General features: G+C 61.5%; 11 protein-coding genes. 2 read left to right on the top strand and 9 right to left on the bottom strand.

The features are described from left to right. Nucleotides 1-142: 142 nt before the first annotated feature. The 7 genes from M2334_RS15105 to M2334_RS15075 form a co-directional block, all read right to left on the bottom strand. On the bottom strand, nt 143-790 hold the full coding sequence (locus M2334_RS15105; protein ID WP_264605848.1) for a hypothetical protein: 648 nt from the start codon (nt 788-790) through the stop codon (nt 143-145). Next, on the bottom strand, nt 787-1,314 hold the full coding sequence (locus M2334_RS15100; protein ID WP_264605847.1) for a hypothetical protein: 528 nt from the start codon (nt 1,312-1,314) through the stop codon (nt 787-789). The genes M2334_RS15105 and M2334_RS15100 overlap by 4 nt, the downstream gene beginning before the upstream one ends. Nucleotides 1,315-2,037: 723 nt before the next feature. Then, the gene (locus M2334_RS15095) at nt 2,038-2,367 is read right to left on the bottom strand and encodes a hypothetical protein (protein ID WP_264605846.1); all 330 of its coding nucleotides are present in this window, start codon (nt 2,365-2,367) and stop codon (nt 2,038-2,040) included. Between the two features lie 176 nt (nt 2,368-2,543). Then, complete coding sequence (locus tag M2334_RS15090; protein WP_264605845.1) at nt 2,544-4,925, bottom strand: arylsulfatase; 2,382 nt, start codon at nt 4,923-4,925, stop codon at nt 2,544-2,546. An 18-nt stretch (nt 4,926-4,943) separates the two neighbouring features. After that, nucleotides 4,944-7,262: an arylsulfatase gene (locus tag M2334_RS15085; protein ID WP_264605844.1), complete on the bottom strand. Its 2,319-nt coding sequence runs from the start codon at nt 7,260-7,262 to the stop codon at nt 4,944-4,946. Between the two features lie 27 nt (nt 7,263-7,289). Further along, a complete protein-coding gene (locus M2334_RS15080; RefSeq protein ID WP_264605843.1) occupies nt 7,290-7,700 on the bottom strand; it encodes a YybH family protein in 411 nt (136 codons plus the stop codon). 143 nt (nt 7,701-7,843) lie between these two features. Continuing rightward, nucleotides 7,844-10,720: a TonB-dependent receptor plug domain-containing protein gene (locus M2334_RS15075; protein WP_264605842.1), complete on the bottom strand. Its 2,877-nt coding sequence runs from the start codon at nt 10,718-10,720 to the stop codon at nt 7,844-7,846. 113 nt (nt 10,721-10,833) lie between these two features. On the opposite strand from M2334_RS15075, the gene M2334_RS15070 reads away from it, so the two are divergent. Then, nucleotides 10,834-11,763: a LysR family transcriptional regulator gene (locus M2334_RS15070; RefSeq protein WP_264605841.1), complete on the top strand. Its 930-nt coding sequence runs from the start codon at nt 10,834-10,836 to the stop codon at nt 11,761-11,763. 307 nt (nt 11,764-12,070) lie between these two features. Here the strand turns inward: M2334_RS15070 and M2334_RS15065 are convergent, their stop codons facing one another. After that, nucleotides 12,071-12,502, bottom strand: a complete 432-nt coding sequence (locus tag M2334_RS15065) for an ester cyclase (RefSeq protein ID WP_264572422.1) — start codon at nt 12,500-12,502, stop codon at nt 12,071-12,073. Further along, on the bottom strand, nt 12,499-13,095 hold the full coding sequence (locus tag M2334_RS15060; protein ID WP_264572421.1) for a DUF2239 family protein: 597 nt from the start codon (nt 13,093-13,095) through the stop codon (nt 12,499-12,501). Before M2334_RS15060 ends, M2334_RS15065 begins: the two co-directional genes overlap by 4 nt. A 102-nt stretch (nt 13,096-13,197) precedes the next feature. On the opposite strand from M2334_RS15060, the gene M2334_RS15055 reads away from it, so the two are divergent. Beyond that, nucleotides 13,198-13,536, top strand: coding sequence for a GIY-YIG nuclease family protein (locus M2334_RS15055; protein ID WP_264605840.1), 339 nt, complete (start codon nt 13,198-13,200; stop codon nt 13,534-13,536). The last annotated feature ends 717 nt before the right edge of the window (nt 13,537-14,253 follow it).

Here is a 14,253-nt window from a genome sequence, read left to right as displayed (position 1 = left end):
ATCAGGATGTCAACATATGTGCGACATTGAGTGAGTAGCTATAGGAACTTCCTATAGCCAATGCGCTGAAATTGCGTCATCATTTTTTCAACAAACCTCGTGCTGCGAGCATCCTGCGTCAGTAGCGACAATCTCAGCCTCCTTATTCGATGCCGCACTCTGCCAACGCAGTGGCGAGTGAGGCATCGACAGGGATGGGCTTGAGACCATCCTTTTGTAACTGGCCAACCCGCATCATGTTCGGATCGGGCAGGCCATAGGGGCTTGAGATTGCCGCTGCGCGAAAGATAAGGCCCTGACCGGCGCGCAGTTCGCTCAGCATCGCTTTTGCGACCTCGCCGCTGGCGAGCGTGCTGGTCGCGGTTGCGGACATGATCAGCTTGTTCGAGAACGCCATGGCATCTGCCATCGCCTTGGTCGCAGCATCATTGGCTGTCGGGGAGGCGGAGACTGATACGCCTTGCGGATTATCTTCAGGCTTGAGTTCCCGAAACGGTTGGTCATCCACGCGCCAGACGATCGTTCCAGTGGGCAAGCGAAAACGTCCGCCACTGCTCACGCCGACAAGGAGGCCATGCCAGCTGTTCATCTCAATCACAGGGTAAAGATAGCCGGTGCGCGAGTAGCGGAGCTTACCGACATAATCGAGGGCAGAAACCACACAGCTTGTTGCGCCCGTGATCGGATCCGTCGTGCGCGTCGCCTGCCATGTTTTGGGAGGTTTCTCCTTGGCGACCGCAGGCATTGCGATCAGAGCCAGGCTCAGCGCGAGGACGCCAGCGCGCGTCATGCCATGGCCTCCAGACCGTGGAGAGACGCTGGCGCAGGCGCCGGTCCAAACAATTGGTCGACCAGCACGTCGAGCGTCGCCGTCTTGTCGAACCGACCGATTGGAACGCTGCGATAGGCGGGGCGTGGGCCTTTGCTGCCCTGCCCGCTGTAACGGCTGTGGGTCGTAACCTTGTCGCCAAGCTGGTCGAGTGGTTGGCCCGGCGCGCCACCCAGGAAGCGAAAGCCTGTCGGCCGGATCGTGTCGCGGTCCCAGCTGATCAGGATCGCGCAACCGGAGGGCTTGTCAGCCAGTCTCGTCGCGATGTCGAACTTGCCATTCTTGCCACCCTGCACCCGCGACTTAAGCTGGATATGCCGTACGATCCCGGCTGCCTCGATCACGACATCATAGCCATCGCGGTCACAGATGCCGTGCAGCACTTCGCAGCGTTGCCCGCGCGCGAGCAGTTTGGCGATAAGTTTGCCGACCAGTTGATACTCCAGCGCTTTCTCGATCAGCGTTGAGGCCAGCGATAGCTGCATATTGTGATGGGGCGGTTCGATACCAATCTGGCAGGTCACGTCGCTCTTACTCCCATGAAGGTGCGACGTTCTGGCCTGGGCTTCCTCGTCGCGCCTATGTCCACTCGGGGCGACGGCCAAAGCCGGATGTTGGAAACCTGACGTACGTACAGGCGCATGCGCCTTTACCGTTTCCGGCTGGACATGCGCGCATGCCACCCGGCCGATAATCTCGACCGAGTTCGTACGTTGAGGTTTCCACGCCCCGCTCCCCGGCTTTCACGAGGAGCAACGCCACATTGCTCGCGTGGCGAAAGGGATCAAGTGGAATATCCGGAACTTTGTGCAAATGCGCGGGGACACCTTGGACATATTTGCCAAGGCAGACTTGCGCTTGTGCGTGTTCTGTTTGCGCGCCTTTCGGTGTTTCGTTCAAAATTGGGGTTGGGGAGGTAGTCGCTCCGCCCATCGGGACGTTCAGGTTGAGGAACGAGTACTCTGAAAGCGGCCATTCACCCATGGTCGTGCCAAACGCCCGAGACCTACCGTCATTCGCGTGAGGTGTGCCCGGTAGTAAATTCCGTCCGCAAGCGGCCCTGGTTCAGACAGCTACACGACGGCGTTCAGCGCGTAGATATGCGTGTCATAATTTGGCCGTCACGCCATTACGCGATGTCTGCCTTCGCGCCTCCGTCGTTACGCCATTTATCCACGCTCGGTGGCGCAGCAGGTCCGGACGGCGGCTTAGTTCGAAAACATTTTCCAGATTGTTTGATAACGCGCGGTGTGCTCGGCGGCGGTCAGAAGCCCTTCCTTCTTGAGCCGGTCCGCCATGAAGGTCTCGAAGACATCCTGATCATTGGCGCGCTTCTCGACCTCGAGATGCACGGCATGCGCGACCTTGTTGATGGTGCCAAGCTGAGCCAGCTTTGCGCGCATGTCATCGAAAAGCGCTATGTAGCTGAAGACGATACCCCCACGATAGGCCCCGGCCGCATAGCAGGTGGCAGCCTCGCGCATATAACCGACCATGCCGCGATTGCTGATCTTCGCGAGCAGTTCTTCCATATCCATCAACGCGGTCGTTGCAGCATTCCACCCCCTGAAGATCGGCGTGACTTGGTCTCCGCGGTCGATATGGCAGCCTGTCGCGACACCATTTCATACCGGCTGATGCTGTATGTTTCCTAAGCGCTGCTGGTACCCGCCCTGCAACACCGAGCGCCCGAAGCGTTTTGCAAATATCCAATCTATTCCGGCACCACCTCGATCGTCACATTGTCCAATTGCCCGTTAAAGGCGAAGGGGGCCGTGAAGCTGCCGTCCAGCGTGTCGAAGCTGCGCCCGATAGCGCCGCCGCCGCGAATGATGGCGGGAATGGTCCGCTTGATCTGACCTTGGCCTACAGCGACGCCATCCACGTGCAGCACGGCATCGCCGGGCTTGCCCTGCCCATTGTCGGTCACCGCAACCGAGATGCGGTGTTTGCCGGCGGGAAGGGCAGGGCCCTGCAGGCGCAGAATGTCGCCGGGCGAATCCGAGGCCTTGTAGAGGAAGGTCGGTCGGCCGCCTGTCATGTAGAGGCTCCAGCCGCCATAACGGCTGCCGTTCATGACCAGCGTGCCCTCGGCGCGTATGCCATTCGCAAGGGCGATATCAGCCTCTGCCCGCCAGGAGCGGCCGGCCAGATCCGGGAAGCCGGGGCCGGTGATCGGCCGTGACGTGGGCTGGTAGGTGAAGCGTGTCTCCCCGGCCAGCAGCGTAGGGCGATTGCGGCTCGACCAGCGTGCGAAGGAGCGGTTGTCGAGCGGCAGAATGTCCCCGCTCTTGGCGTCCGCCCAGAACTGGTCGATCATCGATTTCAGCCGCGCCGGCTCTTGCGCCGCCAGATTGCGCGACTGGGAAAAGTCCTCGGAGAGATTATAGAGCTCCCAGCCATTGTCGGTGGGCAGGCCGCCGGGGCCGGCGAAATCCCACGGTGCGCGGGTCGGGGTGCTGCTCAGGAACCAGCCGTCGCGGTACAGGCCGGCATTGCCTTGCAGTTCGAAAATCTGCTCGTGGCGGCGGTCCGGCGCATCGGCCTGAACGAAACTATAGGCCATGCTGATGCCATCGAGCGGCATCTGCGTCACACCATCCACCTGCTCGGGCGGCGTGATGCCCACCGCCTCATAGATGGTCGGGACGATGTCCGCGACATGGTGGAATTGCGTGCGCACTTCGCCGTGCGCTTTGATCCGCGCAGGCCAGGACACCACCAGGCCGTTGCGCGTGCCACCGAGATGAGAGGCAACCTGCTTGGTCCACTGGAACGGGGCGTTCATCGCCCAGGCCCAGCCGACGGGGTAATTATTATAGAGTTCCGGGCCGCCCAGCTTGTCGATCTGGCCGAGCATTGTCTGGAGATCGGGGCGCATCCCGTTGATCGCCGCGATGTCGTTTGTTGATCCGTTCAGGCCGCCTTCGCCGCTCCCGCCATTGTCACCCTGGATGTAGATGACGAGCGTGTTCTCAAGCTGGCCGGAAGACCGCAGCGTCTCGATGACCCGGCCGATCTGGTGATCCGCATAAGAGAGGGCGCCCGCGTAGGTCTCCATCATCCGGGCGTAGAGACGTCGCTCGTCCGGGCCGAGCGTGTCCCAGGCGGGAATGGAGGCGGGGCGCGGCGTAAGCTTGGTGCCGGCCGGGACGACGCCGGCCGCGATCTGCCGTGCCAGAATTTGCTCGCGCATCTTGTCCCAGCCCTGATCGAACTGGCCCTTGAACCGCGCGATCCAGTCGGCCGGGGCATGGTGAGGGCTGTGCGAGGTGCCCGGCGCATAGAGCATGAAGAAGGGCCGACCGGGTGCCGAAATCCCCTGCATGCGGACCCATTCGATCGCGTGATCGGCCATGTCGCGCTCAAGATGATAGCCCGGCGGGAAATTTCCGCGGGCGAGCGGAAGCTGGTTCTCGAACAGGGAGGGGTTCCACAGGCTGGTCGCGCCGCCCATGAAGCCATAGAAATAGTCGAAGCCCAGCCCGTTGGGCCAGCGGTCGAAGGGACCGGCGGCGCTCTGTTCCCATTCCGGGGTATTGTGGTTCTTGCCGAACCACGCCGTGCCATAGCCATGCTGGCGCAGCACCTCGCCGACCGTCGCTGCGCTCTTGGGCAGGATCGTCGTGTAACCGGGATAGCCCGTGCCCATTTCGGTAATAGCGCCAAAGCCGACGCGATGCGGATTGCGGCCGGTCAGCAGCGAGGCCCGGGTCGGTGCGCAGAGTGCCGTCGTATGGAAGCGGTTGTAGCGCAGCCCATCATGGGCGAGTGCCTCGAAGGTCGGCGTTGGCACCGGCCCGCCAAACGGTGTGGTAGCGCCAAAGCCGACATCGTCGGTGATGATGACTAGAACGTTCGGCGCGCCGGCAGGCGGCTTGGGCAGCGGCGCATATTTGGGCGGATCGGACTGCGCCAGCGTGCGGCCGATCTTGCCTTCAAAGCGCTGTTCCGGCGCTGGCAAGATCGCGCCCGCCGTCTGGGCCGGTGCGGATCGCCCCTCTGCTTGTCCAGGCCCTGCAGGTTGCGCCTGCGCCAGCGCCGCGCTGCTCGCGCAGATGAAGGTGAGGCAGGACGTCGAAATCAGCCGGCTCATGATCATGTTGCGCGTCCCTCAGTTCGCTGGTTGTTGCGGGGTGGGACTTTGCGGAAAATGGAACCGCACCTCCCGGATGTCGCCCGGATAGATGAAGGGCAGTTGATAGTCCGCCGTCAGCGGCGTGCCATAGTCACGGCCGATGGAAGCGCCTTCTCCCACGAACAGGCTCGGGACAGTCCGGTCCAGCCTGCCCTGGGCAACGCGAGCACCATCGACCAGGATTTCGACAGCGCCGCCCTTGCCGCGACCGCCGCCGTCATAATCGAAACGGACCTCGAGCTTGTGCGCGCCGGGGGCCAGCGCCTGCGTGCTGGCGATGCGCACCGCCTCCGAGATTCCATCGGCCTGCTTGTAGAGGAAGACCGGCTTGCCCTCGATGAGGAACAAGCCCCAGCCGGCGACCCAGCCGCCTTGGGTGATGATGGTGCCGCTGTCCGTTCCATTCGCTACCGTGAAATCGGCCTCCAGCACCCAGGACCGGTTCTTGATGTCCGGAAACGCGGTGTCGGGATAGCGCATGGAGCTGTTTGCAAAGCGCGCGTCGGTGCGACCGTTGAAGACGTAGGGACGCAGGCTGCTGTCGATCCGGTGACCGAAATCGGCATCGAGCGGATAGACATTCTCGCGCTCGGCGACCGAGCGGAAGGCAGCCTGCAAATCGGCAATACGGTGCGGTTCCTTTGCGGACAGATCATGAGCTTGCGAGAAATCCTTGTCGAGATTGTACAGCTCCCAATTGAAATCCTCGGCCTTGGGGCCGCCCGAGATATTCCAGGGCGGCCGCCCCGGTGTCGTAACGGCGATCCATCCATCCTTGTAATAGGCCCGGTTGCCCAGCAGCTCGAAATATTGCTCGCGTCGTGCATCCGGCGCCTTGGCGTTGCGGAAGCTGTAAAGCATGCTCACGCCCTCGATCGGTTGCTGCTTTACGCCATTGAACGTTTGCGGTGGCGTGATGCCCGCAGCCTCGTAAATGGTCGGCGCAATGTCGATGACATGGTGGAATTGAGAGCGGATTTCGCCCTTCTTAATCCGCTCCGGCCAGTTGACGATCAGTCCGTTGCGCGTGCCGCCCAAATGAGATGCAATCTGCTTCATCCACTGGAATGGCGTGTTCATCGCCCAGGCCCATCCGGTTGGATAATTGCCGTAGGAGAGCGGGCCGCCGAGCAGATCGACGCCGCTGGCCATCTCAGAGAGACCGGGCCGGATCCCATTCAGCCCAGCAAGATCGCTGATCGAGCCAGAAATGCCACCTTCAGCACTGGCGCCATTATCGCCGTGCACGTAGAAAATCAGCGTGTTGTCGAACTCCCCCGTGCGCTTGAGCTCTGCAACCAGCCGGCCGAGCTGATTATCGAAATAGCTCAGCTGCGCCGCATAGATTTCCATCATGCGGGCGGCGACGCGCTGTTCCTGCGGAGAAAGGGATGACCAGGCAGGGATCGCCTCCGGCCGCTTCGTCAGCGCGGTGCCCTTGGGAACGACGCCCATCGCGATCTGGCGCTTGAGCGTCTCCTCCCGCATCGCATCCCAGCCCTTGTCGAACCGGCCCTTGAAGCGCGCGATCCAGTCTGCGGGGGCCTGATGAGGGGAGTGGGGTGACCCGGGCGCCAGGTACATGAGGAAGGGTTGATCGGGGCGCACCGATTTCTGCGCTGTCACCCATTCGATCGCGTGATCGGCAAGGTCGCGGTCCAGAATGTAACTGGGATCGTTGGTCGGAGGCGTGCGGGGACGATGACCTTCCACGAGCGCTGGTGCGAACTGACTCGTCGCTCCGCCGATAAAGCCGTAGAAATAGTCGAAGCCATAGCCGCTCGGCCACCGGTTGAACGGTCCCGCCGGGGTGATTTCCCACTCGGGCGTGTTGTGGTTCTTGCCGATCCATGCGGTCGCATAACCACTGGCGCGCAAAATATTACCGATGGTCGCTGCACTGTCCGGGATCACCGAGGTATAGCCAGGGTCTGGCGTCGCCACGTTGGTGATCGCGCCCATGCCGACCGCGTGATGGTTGCGTCCGGTCAGCAAGGCAGCGCGGGTGGGGGAGCACATCGCCGTGGTGTGGAAGCGGTTGTAGCGCAGGCCCGTCGCGGCCAGGGCATCGGATGTCGGCATTGGCACTGGCCCGCCAAAGCTGCTGCTGGCACCGAAGCCCTCATCGTCGGTCATGATGATGAGGATGTTAGGCGCGCCCCGTGGAGCACTGGGCGCCATGGGGAAGGCGCGTTCCGGCTTGGTCTGAGCGGGGATTGCGCTGTCTTGGGCAGAGGCGGCCGTGGCGATGATCGCCAATGCGGCGACCGTGATGTTTAGCGTGCGAAGCAGCATATCTGTCTCCCCTCTCGTCGCTTCTTCTCAGGAGCGTGCGATCCAGTGTGCCGGCTGTTCGAGAACACGGTGCGGCGCTGTCGCCACCCGCGTGAATCCCTCCGGACCGAGATCATAATGGATGAAGCCGATGCGACGGAGCACGTCGCCGGTGCGCAAGGGCCCGCCTGTGAAGTCGGGCCAGTCGGCGATTGTGCGGAAGCTCGTCTCAAGTTCTGCCGCAATCCCGGTGTCATCCATGATGATGCGCCGAACGAGGCAGTGCTCCTCGATCCTCGCCCAGGCGTGTTCGTACCACTCGATGATCGCCTGGCGACCAGTCAGTTCCATGCGTCCGCCCAGCAGGAAGCAAATGTCGGGCGCATAAAATTTCGTGAAGCCCGGAAGGTCGCGGCGATTGAACGCGGCGATGTAGGCAGCATAATCGGCGCGGTCCATAAGGTGAGCTGATCCTTTGTCCGAGGTCGGTTGCATCAACCTGGAATGGGCCGGACGGGGCACGGCGTAGACAGCCATGGACCCGATGCCTGCGAGCAGGATTTGTCTCCGGTCCATAAGCTGTTCACGCCCTCCCCGATCATTCAGAATGTAACCCGTGCGCCCACGCGGAAAGAGCGACCGACCACATCGTAGAGCACGGCGTTGGTCGGGCCGGTCGACGAGGGCAGATAATTGGGCGGGTCGTTATCCAGCAGATTGTTGACTGCGCCGTAGAGCTGGAACCGCTTGTCGCCATCCTCGCGGACGGTGAACTGCAGCTGGAGGTTGACGTAAGTCTCCGCCGGAATGTCGTTGATGCTAATGCTGTTATTGAGCGTCGGGCTGTAACCGGCGTCGGTCGGTCCAACCAACGTGACATCATATTTGCCGGGCGAGAGGTAGCGCACCTGCGTGGTGAAGCTCACCGGACCTTCCTCCCAGGTCGCCTGCGCATTGAGTGACCATGTCGGCAGACCGGACGTCTGGCCGTTGGGCGAGCCGTTCATGCCAGCGCGATCCGTGGCGGTTCCCGTGATGTCGACGGTAGTCAGGTCTATCATGCGGGTCGCCACGCCCTGAAGGATGAGCGATCCGCCTTGGCCAAACAAACCGCCATGATTGATCCGGTACTGCGCCTCGAAATCGATGCCGCGGACCTTCAACTGGTTGAGGTTCAGCAGCGGATTGCTGACCGAAACAATGCCGGCCGGGCCGCGCGTAATGAGATCGCAAATCTCTCCGCCATCCGTGAAGCACTGGTTGACGACGATCTGCGGACCGAGCGCCGTGATGACGTCCTCGACCTCGATATTGTAATAATCGGCAGAGAAGCGCAGGCCGGGAACGAAGCTGGGCTGCAGCACGACACCGGCGGTAAAGGTGTTCGCTGTTTCTTCGCGCAGATCTTCATTCCCGCTGTTGAGCACGAGCGCCAGGCTTTGGACGTTGGTCGACGGATCGCGAACGGCCGCCTGGCTGCGTCCTACCGGGCTATACAGTTCGAACAGATTTGGCGCCCGGATGTCCCGCGAGCGCGTCACGCGGAAGCGGATGCCGTCCGTCGGCTCGTACACCGCGCCGAGCTTCCACGTCACAACGCCGCCGACCGTATTATAGTGCGTGTAGCGCACGGCACCGTTGAGTTCGAGCAGGCGTGCCCAGTTGACGTCCCGCGCCAGGGGCACCGCGGTTTCGAGATAGCCTTCGAACACTTCGAGCGACCCGTTCACGGCCAGACCGTTGTTCACATAGAAGGCGTTGGTGGCAGATAGGGGATCGGTCGATCCGCTGACCTTCTCGCGGCGATATTCGCCGCCCACCGCCAGCGAGACGGACCCGGCCCAGGTGTCGAACAGATCACCGCTGATGTTCGTGGCTGCGACATGCTGCGTCAGCTTGATGTCGCTCGTTGCCGTGCCGAACGCGTAGTCGCGCGCTGCGTCGCTCCACTGGAATTCGCCGAACAGGTTGAGCGGCTGGCAACCCGCCGCTGCAGCGCGCACGGCGGGATCGGGGCTGAGGGTCGCGCGGCAGACGATGTTGCCGGTGCCATCGTCCACAGCGTCGATCGCTCGGGTATAGTTGGCATTGATCTTGTTGTTGGAGATCGCCTGCGAATAGTTGGTCTGCCCATATTGATAATAAGCATCCCATCGCCAGCCGGGGCCGACCTCACCCTTGAGGCCGCCCACGATGCGGAAGGTCTCGCGCTCGGTCTGCGCCCTGGTCGGGCCGAAATCATCGCCGATCCGGCCGAACGAGGCGGTGGCGACGCCTGCATTCAGCATCATGTCGCGCACGCTTTCAGGCAAATAGGCATTGTCCGAACGGATGACGAGATTGGCATCGCGCGTTTGCGATTGGAGGTTGTCGCTTTTGATCGACGAGAAGGACGACTGGAGGAAGGCTTCGATGCCATCGGAAACCTCGAATTTCATGTTTCCGAACAGATTGTAGCGCTCGAGCGGTGCGACGAGCGGGAAATGCTCGAAGAAGGGATTCTTGTTGTAGGTGCCGCCCCCGCTCATGAACAGGCCGCCGCCATAATAGACGCCATAGGGATAGCTGATCGGATTGCCGGCAGAGTCGAAGGCGACGCCCCGCAACGGGCCAGCGTTGAACAGGCCCTCATTCGACGCCGTAGCTGTCCGGGCGTTCGGCAGGATGTTGACGGCGGGCAGGCCGCCATTGCCGCCCGGCGTTGCGTTCTGGATCGGCGCATAGCTCTGCGCGCACCAGCTGCGCATGTAGCAATCACGCACGCCGCGCGAATCGATATACTCCGCGCCGAACACGATATGACCGCGCCCGCCGGCAAAGCCGGTGCCACCGGCGAGTGAGAGGGAATATTCCTCATTGTCGCCGCGGCTCGAAAACTCGGTCTGGCCTTGCGCCCGAATGCCCTGAAGGCTGTCATCAATGATGATGTTCACGACACCGGCCACGGCATCTGAGCCGTAAGCAGCCGACGCGCCGCCGGTCACCACTTCCGCGCGCGAGACGAGCGCGGTCGGGATGATGCTGAGATCGACCACCCCGCCCGGGGTGAATGACCCGCCTTGCACCGTGCTGGCCACCACGCGGCGGCCGTCGATCAGAACCAACGTGCGCGCGGCGCCAAGCCCACGCAGATCGGCGGTCTGTGCGCCGACATTGTTGCCAAACACGCCCGACGTCGCGCGCGAGCCCTGGGCGCGAAAGGACGGAATCTGATTGAGGGCATCAGCGACATTGGTAACGGCCTGCCGCTGCATCAGCTCGGCCCCGAGAACCGTGACCGGCGTCGGCGCCGTGAAGCCGGAGGCGACCAGTCGCGATCCGGTGACGATGATCGCGTCATTGGCGGATTCGTTCTCAAGCCCGCTTTGTGAGGTGGTATCTGCCTGCGCGAAAGCGGGCTGCGCAATAGACCCCGCCAGAGCGGCAAGGCCGATCGACGTCAAGACGCGCCGCGCGGTGACGGAATGTGCCGAACTCATTGCAATCCTCCCTGATTGTTTTTTCTGTCCGTCCTATTTTCCGAATGACGCGCGGGAGCAACGCACCTAAGGCTGAACAACCTACAAGGTAATGTTATGGCTCGGGGCACAACATGTTCACTCTGCGGCAACTGGAAGCTTTAATCGCGCTGGCGGACAGCGGGAGCATCAGCGCGGCTTCTATACGGCTGGATATCTCTCAGGCGGCCGCCAGTTCCCTGCTTGCGGGCCTTGAGCGGGAGACTGGCTTGGCGCTCCTGCAGAATAAACGCGGAGCGAGGGCCGCTTTGACCAGTGAGGCTCAGCAACTGCTTCAGCCGGCGCGCGACATCGTCCAACAAGCCCATCTGTTGATGAGCATGGTCGGTCGCATGTCCCATTCCCCGATCGCTGAGCTGCGAGTCGCCGCCCGACCGTATATTATCGATCAGTGGCTGCGTAACGCGGTCATTCAGCTCGAGCGAGAGAATGCCGATCTCGCTGTCTCGATCTTGCGGGGCACGAATGAGGAGATTATCGCGCTCGTCGAGTCCGGCGAGGTCGCGGCCGGGTTTCTGATGATCGAGGGCGAAGCGGTGTCTTTGCCGTCGCGAAAAATCGGCGTCCTTCCTGCCGGTCTCTTTGTCGCTCCCTCGCATCCGCTGGCGCAAATCGGCTCTCCTAGTCCCGCCGAGATCGCCTCGGCCGGGTTCATCCTGCCGCCCAAGAACACTGCGCTTGAACGGCGTGTGCTGGAACGGCTGGGTCGTGTGGGAATCCACGGCATCTTCGCCAGCGGCAGGACCGAACAGAAGGACTCCGTCCGGCTCATGACGCTCGCCGGCAGCGGGATCGGAGTGCTCTTCGAAAGTGAAGCGAAAGAGGAGGTGGCGAGCGGACGGCTCATTCGACTGCCCGTGGATTTGCCGCCTGTCGAGTTGTACGTTGTTTGGCAGACGCTCAATCATCCTGCGCTTGAGAGGTTGTTCAACCTGGTTCGTGCCGAATGCGTTCTGGAGAAACGCGCCCAATTTCGCGGATTAGTCGATTCATCAATCAGATAATTGATGGCAAAGCGACCGCAGCCGCCTCGATAACGGACATTTAGACGGCCAAAGAAACTTTCTGACAGCGGCTGCTTGTTAAGCCGACCGCATAGGCGGAACTTGGGACAAACCCGTTATTCCCGCAAGGTCCGCTGAACGACAGCTATCACCAGATTCGGCCGTTCGGCAGACCGCTCCTTGGACCGCCTACGCGAAAGTCTGGTGGGAAGCCGCCAGGTGGGTTTCGGGGAATTCGCAAAGATAGCTGCCAATCTGACTGACCGCAGATCGGAACTGGGAAAGCGTCAGCCTCCCCGAAAATCTCTTAGCCTGAGCGCTGTAGCTGCTGGAACACGCCAAGCCGATCCGTGATCTGCCAATGGCCTGTCAGCCGATCTTCGCTGTCGAACGTGTAGACCGTCGCGCCCGACATACGGATCACCCGGCCGGTTGCCGGGAACCCCGCCAAGTCACCTCGATGCGTACCGTTCCAAAGCCAGGTCATCACGACATTATCACCCTCGGCGAACAATCCCTGAGTGTCGAACCGTTGGTCGGGGAAAGCAGCTCTCGACTTTCGAACCCGATCTTTGAAACCGGCGCGATCAAGCGTTCTGCCCTCCCAGGGATCGCCGGGATCGTGATGGATGGTGTATGTCTCCGCGACATAGCCATCAGCCGCGTCTGCATCGCCGCCATCCCAAACCTGTCGTATGAAAGCGGCAAGCCGCTGCTTACGCTCATCCACGGTGATCATGATTGCGCCTTGCTCGGGTTCGGCTGGGCGAGTGCCAGCGCATGGTCCTGAATGTCCTGCGGCCACGTCGCCATTCGCTCGGCGAAAGTCCCATCCTCACCAGCGAACAGGGCGCGGATCGCTTCTTCGTAACCTGGCAAATCGCCGGCCAGCGCCGACAGGAAGCGATAGGTACGCTCGTGTGCTGCCTTACGGTCGGCCTGACCACCATCGGCGCGGCGCGCTTCGTCAACGAGACGACGCAATGTCTGCGAGGCTCCCCCCGTTTGCCTTCCAAGCCATTCCCAATGTCGCGGTAGCAGGGTCACTTCACGCGCAACCACGCCCAGCTTCGGCCGGCCTCTCGATCGGTTAGACTTAGCCGCCAAGGCCTCAAGCTCGCCATGCTCGGTCAATCGCGTGACGATCTCTGCTGTGGTGCCTCGAAGATCGAGGTCGATCACGGCACCAGAAGCATCATCGAAGGTGAGGATCGAACCTTGCGATTGGCCTTCCCACGCTTTGATCGCCAACGCCACGTCAATCAGCGCCCCGCTCGCGAGGCGCTTGGTGCCGGCGAAGGCGGTACAGGGAGCGGACAGATACTCGGACATGCGCCTTTATAGCCGGGTATAATCGTGCGTCAATTCATCCGGACAATATTGCGCGATCTGCTCCATCGTTGTAGGGCTGACGCAGCAGCGGGAGGATGGCGCATGCACGGGGAAGATCGAAGGGCGGCTGTTGCGGTCTATAAGGAGAGAGAAGTTGAATCGGGCATCTACGCTGTTCGATGCGGGCCAACGGATCGGATGTGGGTCGGCAGTGCTCCCGATCTATCCACTATCCAGAACCGCCTGTGGTTCACGCTACGGCAGGGGAGCAATTCGCATCGTTCTCTTCAAGAGGCGTGGGCATCTTATGGGAGCGAGGCTTTCACCTTCGAGGTTGTCGCGAGACTGGTCGACGGGGATTATCCTGGCTACACCCGCACCACCGCGCTCAAAAGCCTGCATGCGCATTGGGTCGAGAAATTGAACGGCATCCGTATATAGCGAGTACCCGGTGGAGCTCTCCGATCAGGAGCCCTCGACAGCGCAACCCAACGTACCGCCGAACGGCCAGTTTCGGGGGGACACGCAGATCGATGGAACGGCCTTAAGTGGTCGCCTCCCGTCCGGCAGAGTCGTTACCCTCGAATAGCTGCTCACGCCGAAATCGGTCGTCCGGCCGGCTCGGCCGAACGTCTTGATGTGGTCGGAAGCGGTCGCCACGGCGGGCATTGGAAGGGTCGAAATGGCTCCCTGAAGCTTGCGCTTCGTTGATGAGGCAAATTTGCACCGTGATGGAATGACATCGATCAGGCCTTGATCAGAGCTATTGTTGACTAGTCGACGGTCAGTGCGGCCTCATGGGCGAGGTTTACGAAAATGGCCCCGTCACGCGAAAAGTAGTCAGACGGGCTTCGTCGAGCTCACGGCGGATCGAAGAAAATAAGAGCCCCGATTCTCCTAGTCGCTTGAACCGCCCTGGCTACGGAGTCGGATTAGGAGGCACTATAAGCAGCACCGCATAGAGTGCATGTTCGACTTTTCCGACATCAACTTCGCAAGCGCTCCTACAGTCAACGGCTCGACGATTCAATTGAGGAGACCGCGCTGGTATCTACAATCTAGACAAAGTTGATTTCGGAAATCATTATGCAGAGGAGCAAAAATTGAAAGTGAAGCTAGGCCGGGAGCACCCTGCCAAGCAGGGAGCTAACTCTCTGC

The sequence above is a fragment of the Sphingobium sp. B11D3D genome, from assembly GCF_025961755.1.
GTDB lineage: Bacteria > Pseudomonadota > Alphaproteobacteria > Sphingomonadales > Sphingomonadaceae > Sphingobium.
Note: the sequence above shows the minus strand (reverse complement) of the source record. Positions and strands in the feature narration are given on the sequence as shown.

Bases quoted from the DNA above. Each gene is read 5' to 3' on its own strand.
- M2334_RS15075 (WP_264605842.1), bottom strand. From the start codon at position 10,720: ATGAGTTCGGCACATTCCGTCACCGCGCGGCGCGTCTTGACGTCGATC.
- M2334_RS15095 (WP_264605846.1), bottom strand. From the start codon at position 2,367: ATGGATATGGAAGAACTGCTCGCGAAGATCAGCAATCGCGGCATGGTC.
- M2334_RS15060 (WP_264572421.1), bottom strand. From the start codon at position 13,095: ATGTCCGAGTATCTGTCCGCTCCCTGTACCGCCTTCGCCGGCACCAAG.
- M2334_RS15105 (WP_264605848.1), bottom strand. From the start codon at position 790: ATGACGCGCGCTGGCGTCCTCGCGCTGAGCCTGGCTCTGATCGCAATG.
- M2334_RS15080 (WP_264605843.1), bottom strand. From the start codon at position 7,700: ATGGACCGCGCCGATTATGCTGCCTACATCGCCGCGTTCAATCGCCGC.
- M2334_RS15085 (WP_264605844.1), bottom strand. From the start codon at position 7,262: ATGCTGCTTCGCACGCTAAACATCACGGTCGCCGCATTGGCGATCATC.
- M2334_RS15090 (WP_264605845.1), bottom strand. From the start codon at position 4,925: ATGAGCCGGCTGATTTCGACGTCCTGCCTCACCTTCATCTGCGCGAGC.
- M2334_RS15070 (WP_264605841.1), top strand. From the start codon at position 10,834: ATGTTCACTCTGCGGCAACTGGAAGCTTTAATCGCGCTGGCGGACAGC.
- M2334_RS15065 (WP_264572422.1), bottom strand. From the start codon at position 12,502: ATGATCACCGTGGATGAGCGTAAGCAGCGGCTTGCCGCTTTCATACGA.
- M2334_RS15055 (WP_264605840.1), top strand. From the start codon at position 13,198: ATGCACGGGGAAGATCGAAGGGCGGCTGTTGCGGTCTATAAGGAGAGA.
- M2334_RS15100 (WP_264605847.1), bottom strand. From the start codon at position 1,314: ATGCAGCTATCGCTGGCCTCAACGCTGATCGAGAAAGCGCTGGAGTAT.